Annotated in this window: 11 protein-coding genes; 8 read left to right on the top strand and 3 right to left on the bottom strand. The window is 40.0% G+C overall.

Going from position 1 to position 11761, the window contains the following annotated elements:
• Window positions 1-99 precede the first annotated feature (99 nt).
• The 6 genes from SCALIN_RS10705 to SCALIN_RS10680 all read left to right on the top strand — a co-directional run bounded on the left by SCALIN_RS10705 (window position 100) and on the right by SCALIN_RS10680 (window position 5613).
• Window positions 100-1269, top strand: coding sequence for a hybrid sensor histidine kinase/response regulator (locus SCALIN_RS10705; protein ID WP_096894492.1), 1170 nt, complete (start codon window positions 100-102; stop codon window positions 1267-1269).
• Window positions 1270-1351: 82 nt separating this feature from the next.
• Window positions 1352-1726, top strand: a complete 375-nt coding sequence (locus SCALIN_RS10700; RefSeq protein WP_096894491.1) for a response regulator — start codon at window positions 1352-1354, stop codon at window positions 1724-1726.
• Between the two features lie 66 nt (window positions 1727-1792).
• A complete protein-coding gene (locus SCALIN_RS10695; RefSeq protein WP_096894490.1) occupies window positions 1793-2368 on the top strand; it encodes a CheB methylesterase domain-containing protein in 576 nt (191 codons plus the stop codon).
• A 273-nt stretch (window positions 2369-2641) separates the two neighbouring features.
• Window positions 2642-2986, top strand: a complete 345-nt coding sequence (locus SCALIN_RS10690; protein ID WP_096894489.1) for an Hpt domain-containing protein — start codon at window positions 2642-2644, stop codon at window positions 2984-2986.
• Window positions 2983-4608, top strand: a complete 1626-nt coding sequence (locus tag SCALIN_RS10685) for an HD domain-containing protein (RefSeq protein WP_096894488.1) — start codon at window positions 2983-2985, stop codon at window positions 4606-4608. The genes SCALIN_RS10690 and SCALIN_RS10685 overlap by 4 nt, the downstream gene beginning before the upstream one ends.
• Before the next feature lie 117 nt (window positions 4609-4725).
• Window positions 4726-5613 carry an HDOD domain-containing protein gene (locus SCALIN_RS10680; protein WP_096894487.1) on the top strand — a complete coding sequence of 296 codons (888 nt, stop codon included), beginning with the start codon at window positions 4726-4728 and terminating at the stop codon, window positions 5611-5613.
• A 3-nt stretch (window positions 5614-5616) separates the two neighbouring features.
• Here SCALIN_RS10680 and SCALIN_RS10675 read toward each other — a convergent pair whose 3' ends face one another.
• Genes SCALIN_RS10675 through SCALIN_RS10665 form a run of 3 tightly spaced genes read right to left on the bottom strand, consistent with a single transcriptional unit; the run spans window position 5617 to window position 7711 of the window.
• A complete protein-coding gene (locus tag SCALIN_RS10675) occupies window positions 5617-6708 on the bottom strand; it encodes a pyridoxal phosphate-dependent aminotransferase (protein ID WP_096894486.1) in 1092 nt (363 codons plus the stop codon).
• The gene (locus SCALIN_RS10670; protein WP_096894485.1) at window positions 6708-6926 is read right to left on the bottom strand and encodes a small basic protein; all 219 of its coding nucleotides are present in this window, start codon (window positions 6924-6926) and stop codon (window positions 6708-6710) included. Before SCALIN_RS10670 ends, SCALIN_RS10675 begins: the two co-directional genes overlap by 1 nt.
• Before the next feature lie 17 nt (window positions 6927-6943).
• Window positions 6944-7711: a hypothetical protein gene (locus SCALIN_RS10665; RefSeq protein WP_096894484.1), complete on the bottom strand. Its 768-nt coding sequence runs from the start codon at window positions 7709-7711 to the stop codon at window positions 6944-6946.
• A gap of 453 nt (window positions 7712-8164) precedes the next feature.
• Between SCALIN_RS10665 and ligA the strand changes: the two genes are divergently transcribed.
• Window positions 8165-10231 carry an NAD-dependent DNA ligase LigA gene (gene ligA / locus SCALIN_RS10660; protein ID WP_096894483.1) on the top strand — a complete coding sequence of 689 codons (2067 nt, stop codon included), beginning with the start codon at window positions 8165-8167 and terminating at the stop codon, window positions 10229-10231.
• Between the two features lie 18 nt (window positions 10232-10249).
• A complete protein-coding gene (locus tag SCALIN_RS10655) occupies window positions 10250-11611 on the top strand; it encodes a TldD/PmbA family protein (RefSeq protein WP_096894482.1) in 1362 nt (453 codons plus the stop codon).
• The last annotated feature ends 150 nt before the right edge of the window (window positions 11612-11761 follow it).

Raw genomic sequence — 11761 nt, 5'->3', positions numbered from 1 at the left:
ATGTCTCATACCTCCTGAAAGGCCGTGTAGTTTCCGGAGATTGGTATACTATTTGTTAATATTTAATTTCTGAACTCCCGATATGAAAGGATTGTAACAGTGAAGGTTTTAATTGTTGATGATAACCCAAAAATCATGGCAATTGCTAAAGTCCATCTGAAAAAAGAGAGTCTTGAAGTTCTCTGTGTAGAGGATGGAAAGAGGGCGCTTGAGTCTGCCCATCGAGAAAAGCCGGATTTGATTCTTCTGGATGTAGATATGCCTGAAATGTCCGGTTTTGAAGTCTGTCAAGCTTTGAAGGATGATACCGTGCTTTGTATGATTCCGGTTATTTTTCTTTCGGCTGCTGATGATAATGGAAGCCGTATCAGGGGATTAGACCTTGGTGCCGTGGATTACGTAACAAAACCTTTTGATTCGTTTGAATTGCGGGCGCGTGTCAGAGCAGCCATGCGTACCAAACAATTACAGGACCAGTTAGCTACCCTGAACCAGGATCTTGAGAAACGTGTGGAGCAGAGAACAGATAAGATTAATCAACTTCTGCGTCAAAAGGACGCATTTGTCAACCAACTCAGCCATGATCTTAAGACACCGCTGACACCACTTTTAGCGCTTTTACCTATGGTAGCAAACCGTACTGAAGACATTGAATCTAAAAGGATGCTGGATTTGGTTATGGACAATGTAAAATATATGAAGAACCTGACAGAGATGACACTGCAACTTGCACAATTAAACTCTTCCAGGATAAGTTTGAAACTTGAGAAAGTTGATCTCATTAGTGAAATCGGAAATGTCATAAAAAGCCTTTCTTCTCTCTTTGAAGAGAATAGCATCAAAGTCGTGAACAATACATCCTCACCACTTTACGTTGAGGCAGATAGAATGCTGATTATGGAAGTTTTCCATAACCTCATCAGTAACACGGTCAAATACACAAACGGAAAGGGATTTGTTTATTTTGATGCAATCATTGATAGTAGTGAAACTATAACAGTATCTGTGAGGGATAATGGCATAGGGATGACTGAAATGCAACTTAAGCGTGTATTTGAAGAGTTCTATAAGGTAGATGATTCAAGGAATGATCGCTCTTCAACCGGCCTTGGCCTCTCCATCTGCCAGCGTATAATAGAAAAACACGGAGGAAGGATATGGGTTGAAAGTCAGGGAATCGGACAGGGAACAACAATATACTTTACGCTCCCTGTTAGACAAGGTGAATTGGAAACTCCAGCTTCAGTTGGCAGTTTGAAACAAAGGTAACAAATATTGAATCCAAAATAGAGAATTGTATAAACACGAATTCCACAATTCGGAATTCGGTAATGTTTATTGAGGCAGACAAATGAAAAAACAAATAATGGTTGTGGATGACGATCCTTCCATCAGGTCAACAGTGGAGATCATTCTTAATACAAAAGGTTATTCAATCTGCACTGTTGAGAGTGGAGAGAGATGCCTGGATAAGCTTAGAGAAGGTTTTAGAGGTTTGATATTGATGGATATCATGATGCCTAAAATGGATGGTTGGGATACGATCTCAATAATTGAAGATGAAGGTTTGCACGGCGGGAATGTTATCTGCATGTTAACGGCAGTGCATGACCCCGGTCCAAAACTGGAGAAACTGACTGAGTATGTAATGAACTACGTAAGAAAGCCCTTCACTTCAGAAGAACTTTTAGAGACGGTGGCAGAGCATATTGATTATGTACAGTAGGGTTGACAATTCCAGAATAGATTGTTGATTTCGGGATATAAAAACTAATTATCTAGAATAAAAGCAATGGAAAAACAAAATATTGTAGTTTTAGGAATATCGACCGGTGGACCTAAAACATTGAGAGAATTCTTTAATGGTTTTCCGCTTTTAGACGCGAGTATCGTGCTTGTGCAACATATGATGAAATGCGCGAACAAGTCATTATGCACGACATTAAACAGTGTGACTAAAATGGAGATTAAGATTGCCTGCCACGGGGAGACAATGCAACCGGGAGTGGTTTACTTTGCACCAAGTGAGGTTCATCTGGAACTCAGGAACAACAAGATAATACAACTTGTTAATGGTCCGAAAGTATGTTATGTGCGTCCGGCTGTAGATGTAACGATGAAATCAGTAAGAAAAACTAACGAGGATAATATTACGGGAGTTATTATGACCGGTATGGGAAAGGATGGCGCGGAAGGAATAAGCCACATAAAGTCTATAGGCGGGGTTACGTATGCTCAAGATGAAAATTCCAGTGTAATCTGGGGAATGCCTAAGGCTGCCATTTATACCGGAAATGTGGATTTTGTCCTGACACCGATAGGTATTCGTAACAAGTTGATTTCGCAACTGGGAAGATTGAGTGATTAGCACCAAACGCTGGACCACAATTGCCGACTGTATTGGAATATATTTTGCTTCATTCGGCATGCAGGTTTGTCTACAAAAAAGATTAAATGTGACGGAAACCTGAAAAATGAATTACACATGAAATCATTGGACAAACCGTAAGTCAGAAATTTTCTGGTAATATTGAAATTCATGGAAACAGAAAAAATTTAGTTGGAAGAATCACGGTACGCCTGTTAAGCTATTGAAAGTTCAATCTGTAAGTAGCAATATTAGAAATTTAAAGAACCGCAAATGGACGATAATATAGAATTAGAGAAGGACGAAATACTCGAAAAGTTTGGTGGAGATGAAGGGTTTTTAACAGAAATTATTGAAATTTTTCTGGACGACACTCCTAAGCAGCTTTCCAAGATTAAAAAGGCTATAAACAACCTCAATAGTAAGGAACTGGAGCAATCAGCTCACAAGCTGAAAGGAGCTATCGCTAATTTTGTAGAAAATACCGCTTTTAAAACGGCTTTAAAACTGGAGATAATGGGTAGGGAAAACAGATTTGACGGGGTTGAAGACGTTTTTGATACTTTGGTTAAAGATGTAGAATGTCTGGCAAATGAATTGAAGGAATGTATTGAATGAGAATTTTAATTGCGGAAGACGAAAATATATCACGACTCAGATTGGAAAATCTATTGGAGCAGATCGGTTTTGAAGTTGTTTCGTGTAAAGATGGTCTTGAGGCCTGGAATATTATTCAATCCGAAGATTCACCAAACCTTCTGATACTCGATTGGATGATGCCGGGTATGGATGGAATAGAAATATGCCGAAAGGTCAGAGAACAGGCCAGAGAGCCATACGTTTTTGTCATGTTGCTTACATCGAAGGATAATCGTGATGATTTAATCGAAGGAATGGAGGCAGGAGCAGACGACTATATTACCAAGCCGTTCAATCACAATGAACTCAGAGTTCGCCTGAAAGCGGGAAAGCGTATTGTTGAACTTAACGAAGAGCTTTTGTCGGTACGTGACAATTTAGAAAAACAGGCAATCCATGACAAACTGACTGGTTTGTTCAATCGACACTATATGGTGGATATTCTAGACAAGGAGTTTTCCCGTGTGATGAGATACCAAAACGACTTGTCTTGTCTTCTTATAGATTTGGATTATTTCAAAGAGGTGAATGATACTTTTGGGCACAACTTTGGTGATTTGGTATTGCGTGAATTTTCATCCTGTCTGGAACAAGATGAAAGAAAAACGGATATTGCCATTCGGTATGGCGGGGAGGAATTTATGTTGCTTCTCCCGAATACCGGTGTTGCCGGAGCAAAGAAAGTAGCTGAGAAAATCCGTACTACATGTGAGAAAAAACGATATAGCGATGGCAAACATTCAACAACAGTAACCGTGAGTATAGGCATTGCATCGGTAAAGCACCACCGATTACATGAGAGTAAAGAGCTTCTGGGGCTTGCGGATAAGGCCCTGTATCGGTCTAAGGCAGAAGGAAGAAACAGGGTTACTGTCTATATGAAGCAGTCTTCCGGAATATCTGATGGTAATAGAATTCGTGAAAACAAAAAATTAGAATACCTGAAGGAAAATCTTTCATTAATTTTAGAGAAAACGAAAAAGTCATCTATAGAATCTTTAGAACTTTTAACCCGTGATATAGGAGGAGATGAGCATAAGCAACATAATCACGATGTAAAGAGATACATAATGCTCATCGGTGAGAGACTTTCCCTTCCTCCTGCTTTTATTGAAACATTTAAACGTGCGGCAAATTTTCACGACAATTTCAAGGTTTTGATGAAGAAAACGTTTAATGCTAAAGACAAACTGTTGCATAAAGAAGAGAGAACTGAGCTTGAAGACCATCCGTATATGTTATCAGAACTGATCGAATTATTCGATTTTTTTGCTAACGAGAAATCTATACTACAGTATCACCACGAGAATTTTGATGGGACCGGTTACCCCGACGGACTTAAAGATTGTGAAATACCTCTTGGCGCGCGAATATTTGCAATGGCTGACGCAATTGTAGCGATGTTATCCGGACGGCGATATAAGAATAAACTTTCTCCAGAAGAAATGGTTGTGGAACTTGCAGATAAGGCCGGTTCGCAGTTTGACCCAATGCTGGTTTCCCTGTTTTTTAATATCATTGAAACACAAAATCTTTTTTCTGTGTCGGAAGATGTTTTAGAAAAAGCACATGAAAAAATACGTGAGGCTAGATTAAAATAATGACAGTTTAATGCGCATCAGATACGGGATACAAATAAAAAGGTTTTAAAGAAGCAACTGCTGAAGTATAGTTTTTTTTAAAAACTAATATTTTTTACCATTGGAGGACTGACCAGCGTGAGCTCTCATGCAGCTTCAACACTCATTGCCAGGATTAAATCTATACCCACTTTGCCAACTATGGCTCTTCGTGTAATAGAAGTCACTGCTGACCCTAAAAGTTCAGCAAATGATCTCATGGCGATTATAAGTCCGGACGTATCTCTTACTACAAAGATACTTAAAATAGCCAATTCGCCATTTTATGGTCTTACAAGAGAAATATCCTCTCTGCAACACGCAGTAACTGTCCTGGGTTTTAAGGAAATCAGAAACCTGGTGATCTCTACAGTCGCATTTGATAGTTTTAAGAATATTAAACAAGGCGGAAGGTTTGACATTAATAAATTCTGGAAGCATTCCTTCTATTGTGCCCTTGCGGCAAAGGCTATTGCTGTCGATTTAAAAATAAAGAGTAATGAACTATTTGTAGCAGGCCTGGTCCATGATATCGGGAAACTGGCCATGTTTATCACCTTTCCCAGTGAATTTATGATGCAATTGGAGATCATGAGTCCTTTAAAAATAAAATACACCGCTTTTGAAGGAGAGAAAGACGTCTTTGGGATGACTCATGATGAAGTTGGAATGAGACTTCTGAAAAAATGGATGTTTCCGGAAAGCCTTATAAATGCGGTCGGTTATCATCATCACCCACAGGAAGCAGATAATAAATCTCATTTTCCTATAATTGTACATGTTGCTGATATTCTTACCCATATTCACGAAATGCAGGAAGAAGATGAGGAAGGGGAATATACAAATACCGAGCTTTTTTACGGTGATGCGATAGAGCTGGCCCAGTCGTTTGGGATAGACTGGAATTTGTTGGACTTAAGCAGATTACAACAAACATTGAAGGAAAATATAAAGAACGAAGCAGAAACAATAAAGTTGTTCTTTTAGTTATTACACCATGGAGTTAAGTATTTCAATTCCACGTTCCAGGGTCTCAAATGTTGCCGCATAGGATATTCTGAAATGGGTCTTCTTTTCTGAAAAGACACTGCCGGGTATGATTAGCAAATCATGTTTTATTGCCTCCGTAACAAACTTCTCATCCGTTCCCCAGGGTACTTGAGGGAAAGCATAAAATGCGCCATCAGGCTTGATTAACTTGTAATGATCTTTAAGGTTGTTACAAACGAAATCACGTTTCTTTTTGTAATCTTCTACATACGCGTCCATACCAATATCCATAGCCTTTACTCCGGCTACTTGAGCAAATGAGGGAGCACATATATAGGTGTACTGCTGAAGTTTCATCATTTCATCAATAATCTTTGCTGGGCCGATTGCACTGCCTAATCGCCATCCGGTCATTGCGTATGATTTGGAGAAACCGTTACAGGTAACCGTCTTTTCATAAAATTTCCCGATGCTCTGATATTCTATGTCGTAAACGAATTTTTTGTATATTTCATCTGAAATAATTATCAGGTTATGTTTTTCTGCAATGTCACTGATCTCTTTAAGGCGTTGAGGGTTATAAACTACACCTGTAGGATTGGATGGACTATTTATAATGATTATTTTAGTACGCGGACTGATAAGTGGTAAAATACGTTCCGGGGTGAGTTCAAAATCAGGATATGTGTCAATAAACTTTGCCTTGCCACCGCAGAAATTCACAAGATGTTTAAATGATACAAAGTACGGGTCAGGCACAAGGACTTCATCTCCGGGGTTAATAAGGACCATAAACGCAAGGGTTAAAGCTCCGGCCACACCTGATGTAATCATTATGCTTTCACCCTTGATACCGCGCTCTTTCCTTGCTTTCTCCAGGATTTTATCACCAAGCTCCGGTATGCCCTGAGTTCTGGTATATCGGTTAAAACCTCCTTCTATTGCTTTTATCGCTTCGTTCTTTACCTCAACAGGAACATCAAAATCCGGTTGTCCAATGCTGAGATTAACCGGGTTCTCAATCTTTTGCGCAAGGTCGAATACCTTTCTTATCCCGGACGCTTCAAATCCCCGCATTCGATCCGCAATCATCAGGACGCCTTTTCCTTACCATCAGCAACTTCAGCAACCTTCTTCACCTTTTTCTTAACCGTTACCTTCATGCTTTTTACTTTAGGTAAGCCGTACACAGATTTTTTTTCGTTCCACGAACCGTCTTCTTCCAGTATTTTTATGCGTTCCGTCCTTGTAAGAACATTTCGATGCCTGCCTAACTTACTCTTTGATACAAGACTTTTGTCAATACTCATTGTTTATCCTTTCTTCATTATCGCACTTGAATTGGATAGCTACTTGCGAATTGCTTTTTTCCTTCGTATTCTAACTTGCTGATTTCATTTAAAGCCCTCTTTAGTTCATTACTATCCTTAGAATTAAATTTACCCGTACATACAACAATTTCCTTACCCCTTTTTGCCACAAAGGTATTATGGTTCGTCATGTTTTTGATAGCTTTCGCCAGATCACGCGCCTTCTTTATATGCTGCTTTGTGTTACTATATGATATAATCTGAAGAGTCCATTTGACATTTTCCTCACTCTTCGCTGGTACTTTTTCGGGTTTTTTAGTTGATAAATCTACTGTATTTATCTTTCTGTCCTGAGGTATAGTCTTGACCCCACCTTCCAGTGTAGAATATTCAATAGTTTCCTGCAATGTTTCAGGGTTTAACACATCTTTATTGCCAATCTTATAACCGACAAAAAAACAAACTAATGATAAAAAAACGGCGCCTAACGCACCAAAGATCAACGTCTCCTGTTTAATAACAACTTCATTCCGAGATGGTGTCCTGGGCTCTTCAGCATCTGATTGAACTTTTTTCTCTCTTTGCGTATCTTTAATCCACCCCAGTTGTTTTGCATTACTACTTTCGTCAATACTATCCTGGTTTCTTTGTTGGTTAGGTCGGGGTAGAACCGTTGGATTCACCTGGTCTCTTTCCAGTACTTTACTGTCACATTTAGCATCCGTTTGTAGTTTTTTATTGAATACTTCAAAAAACTCTTTTGATTCTTTTTCTTTCCCAAACATTACAACCCCTTACTTGCAAAGTTAATGATTTATAAATAGTTGGTAAACAAAATGATTTTAAGATATTTTTAGCAGAAATGGGTAATTCGTTCCTGAACCTATATCCCTGGCCTAAATAGGGTTATGTTGCCCGCACTGGCGGGAAATAATGTGAAGGCAGGTAAAAAAATCATTCCACAATGGGTTTATAAATCTACTAAAGAAATTAAAAACAAATCTTTAGAATACAAGCCCTCAAGTGTATAAAAAACAGATTTTATTGTCAAGGGTTTTTGCTTATATGTGAAAACCGGAATACTGCATAGCTCGGTATAGCAGTAACTAAGTACTCAGAAAAAATATCTTTGTTATTCACATAGAGCTTGTGTATTATTCAATTTAGTGCCTGTTGTTATAATCTTGGAAGCTCCACCTCTAAATACCATATTTTCCGGCTAAGAACGAGAACTAATTGTGAATAAAAATGTAATTGAGAAGGTTGAATACCTTCGCGCAAAGATACGATACCACGACGGAAAGTATTATGTTTCAAACATGCCTGAAATTGAGGATTATGAATACGATCAACTGATGAAACAGCTGGAAATGCTTGAAAATTCCCACCCGCAATTGATCACACCTGATTCACCAACTCAACGTGTAAGCGGTGAACCTGTTCCGGAATTCAAGTCAGTTGAACACAAGATACCCATGCTCAGCATTGAAAACACATACTCAGAGGAGGAATTAAGAGAATTTGACAGAAGAATAAGACGAAAATTAAAAAATACCCGCTTGAGTGACATAGCCGGGCGGACTTCGGCACAGGAAGGCAGTCTTGAGCTGATCGAGGAGATAGAATATGTTATAGAACATAAGATTGATGGTGTGGCAATTTCACTGTGGTACGAAAATGGAATCTTCACACGTGGCGCTACAAGAGGCAACGGTATCAGGGGAGATGACGTCACCGCAAATTTAAGAACGGTAAAGGACATACCTTTAAGATTTCTGTGTGATGATCACATCAGAATACCGCCAAGTATTGAGATCCGTGGCGAAATATATCTTCCGGACGGGGATTTTCAGATACTGAATCAAAGACGTGAAGAAGAAGGTGAACCCTTATTTGCAAATCCCAGAAATGCCGCTGCAGGCTCTCTTAAACTCCTTAATCCCCAAACAACAGCCAAACGGCCCCTCCGCCTGTTTGCCTATGCCTTTGGATATTATGGTGATAGTAAATTTACAGACCATATTGAATGCCTTGAAACAATAAAAAAGTTCGGTCTTCCGGTAAACCCGCACTATAAATTATGCAAAAACATGGATGAAGCAATCTCATACTGTAATTTGTGGGAAAGCAGACGAAGTGAGCTTGAATATCAGGTAGATGGAATGGTAATAAAAGTTAACTCATTAGGACTTCATGGCATATTGGGCTCAACCAGTAAAGCGCCGCGTTGGGTTATCTCCTACAAGTATCAGCCGGAAGAATCGACCACAAAGATCGAGACGATAAAGGTGCAGGTTGGAAAAACAGGTATATTAACTCCTGTAGCAGAATTAGACCCTGTCCCGCTCAGCGGTACAACGGTAAGCAGGGCATCGCTTTACAATTTTGATGAAATTGAGAGAAAGGATATTCGCGTAGGAGACTGTGTCATTGTTCGGAAAGCGGGAGAGATAATCCCTCAGGTAGTTAAGGTGTTGAAGGAGAAACGCACCGGTAACGAGCAACGGTTTGATGTTCCGGAAAAATGTCCTGCCTGTGAAGGAGATGTTATTAAAGAAGAGGTTTATCTGAAATGCCATAATCCCCTCTGTACCGCCCAGGCGAAGAGAAGAATAGTATACTTTGCGAGTAGAAACGCAATGAATATCGAGGGGTTAGGTCCGGCCCTGATCGAGCAATTGGTAGATAAAAAGATTATTAATGATTATGCTGATATTTATTCATTGAAAGTTGATGACCTTGTACCACTGGAAAGAATGGGAGAAAAATCTGCTCAAAATCTTATCACAGAAATAGAAAAGAGTAAGTCTAGAGATTTGCATCTTTTGGTCTGCGCGTTAGGTATTCAGAATATCGGTTCTCATGCAGCGGAGGTGTTATCAAAAGAGTTCGGCACACTTGACAAACTTATGAACGCCTCTGTCGAAGAGTTGGAGGAGATTTTCGAAATTGGCAGCATCACGGCAAAAAGCTTAGTAGATTTCTTCTCAAATAGCCATACACAAGATGTTATCAGAAAGTTAAAGACCGCAGGTGTTAATCTTACCGCGATTAGCCGACATACGAAGAGTGTCTCCCCTATAGCGGAGAAATCTTTCGTAGTAACAGGAACATTGAATGGATATACCAGGAAAGAGGCCGAGGGCATAATAAAAAATCTGGGTGGCAGAGTATCGTCAGCCGTAAGTAGCAAAACTGATTTTCTGATTGCCGGTGAATCCCCTGGATCAAAGTTGACAAAGGCAAAAGAACTGGGAACAACAATTTTAAATACAGAGGAGTTTGAAAAATTAATTAACCTCTAGTTTGTAGGAAGGAACAAAATGGAAAAATTGATTAAGAATGCTTTAAAATCTGCAAAAGCAGACCATATAGAAATACGTGTTAATGAAGGAAGAGGGACCGGTGTCTCTTATGTGGGTAAGGAGTTGGAGAGTATCGGCGAAAGCAGCATGATGGGGGGATGTGTGCGCGCTCTCGTAAATGGCGGGTGGGGATTTGTCGCCTTTAATGATATTGAAGATTTACCTCGCTATGTAAAAATGGCATGTGAACAGGCAAAGCTGGTTGGTAATAAAGACGTTTCGCTTGCAGAAACCGGGATAGTTAATGACATTGTAAAAACACAGGTTGATCTTGATCCGGCAGACGTCTCGTTGATTGATAAACATGATTTATGTCAAAAGTACAATAATATCATCTTATCTTCAAAAAAGATACAGACTTCCAGTGTAAGATATGTGGATTCCCACGGTACGCTTTACTTCGCGAACTCGGAAGGTAGTTTTATCGTTTGCGAAAATATATTCTGCGGTGTTTCGGTCATGGCAATGGCAAAAGACGGTATGGATGTGCAGCAGGCATACAATTCAATTGGAGATCTCAGAGGGTACAGGAAAGTTGAAAATTTTGAAGAGAGTTGTGAAGAGGTTACAAAGAGAGCTGTGGACCTGCTTTCCGCCAAACCGGTGGATGCCGGCAAGTATACCGTAATTGTTGATCCAAAACTTTGCGGTGTGTTTACGCACGAAGCATTTGGACATCTGAGCGAAGCAGATTTTATCTATGAAAACCAGAAGCTTCGTGAGATTATGAAAATCGGAAAACGCTTCGGTTCTGACGAGTTGTCTATTGTAGACGATGGTACACTTGTAGGAGAAGCCGGCTATAACAAATATGACAGTGAGGGCACTCCCACTCAGAAAACATACCTGATAAAGGATGGAATCCTGGCCAACCGCCTGCATTCAAGAGAAACAGCCGCCAAAATGAACGAAGACCCGACCGGAAACGCGAGGGCTATCGGCTATGGCAGTGAACCGATTGTTCGCATGACTAACACCTATATGGAATCTCGCGATCAAACATTTGAAGATATGTTGGCCGGAACAGAAGATGGAATCTACGCAAAGGGGTCGCTTGGCGGGCAGACTAATACAGAGATGTTTACTTTCAGCGCGGAGGAAGCGTATAGAATAAAAGCCGGAAAGATTTGTGAACAGGTCCGCGATGTAGTATTAACAGGTAATGTATTTGAAACATTAATGAACATAGACGCAATCGGTAACGACCTTGTGCTGTACGGAGGGCTTGGTGGATGCGGTAAAGGCGGACAGTCACCCCTGCGTGTAAGCGACGGCGGACCGCATATCAGAATAAAGAATGTTACAATCGGCGGAAGATGATAATATTAGATTGAATTACTATTTTCTGAAATCTCCATTACATAGTAATGCGTGAAAAGCACGGACACGGAGAAATGAGTTCCCGCCAGACCGGGCTGTTCAGACAGGGATGATATACTCCATGCTCATAGCATTGCTACCTGACGGGCA

The sequence above is a fragment of the Candidatus Scalindua japonica genome (genome assembly GCF_002443295.1).
GTDB lineage: Bacteria > Planctomycetota > Brocadiia > Brocadiales > Scalinduaceae > Scalindua > Scalindua japonica.
Note: the sequence above shows the minus strand (reverse complement) of the source record. Positions and strands in the feature narration are given on the sequence as shown.

Bases quoted from the DNA above. Each gene is read 5' to 3' on its own strand.
- SCALIN_RS10700 (WP_096894491.1), top strand. From the start codon at position 1,352: ATGAAAAAACAAATAATGGTTGTGGATGACGATCCTTCCATCAGGTCA.
- SCALIN_RS10695 (WP_096894490.1), top strand. From the start codon at position 1,793: ATGGAAAAACAAAATATTGTAGTTTTAGGAATATCGACCGGTGGACCT.
- SCALIN_RS10690 (WP_096894489.1), top strand. From the start codon at position 2,642: ATGGACGATAATATAGAATTAGAGAAGGACGAAATACTCGAAAAGTTT.
- SCALIN_RS10685 (WP_096894488.1), top strand. From the start codon at position 2,983: ATGAGAATTTTAATTGCGGAAGACGAAAATATATCACGACTCAGATTG.
- SCALIN_RS10675 (WP_096894486.1), bottom strand. From the start codon at position 6,708: ATGATTGCGGATCGAATGCGGGGATTTGAAGCGTCCGGGATAAGAAAG.
- SCALIN_RS10670 (WP_096894485.1), bottom strand. From the start codon at position 6,926: ATGAGTATTGACAAAAGTCTTGTATCAAAGAGTAAGTTAGGCAGGCAT.
- SCALIN_RS10665 (WP_096894484.1), bottom strand. From the start codon at position 7,711: ATGTTTGGGAAAGAAAAAGAATCAAAAGAGTTTTTTGAAGTATTCAAT.
- SCALIN_RS10655 (WP_096894482.1), top strand. From the start codon at position 10,250: ATGGAAAAATTGATTAAGAATGCTTTAAAATCTGCAAAAGCAGACCAT.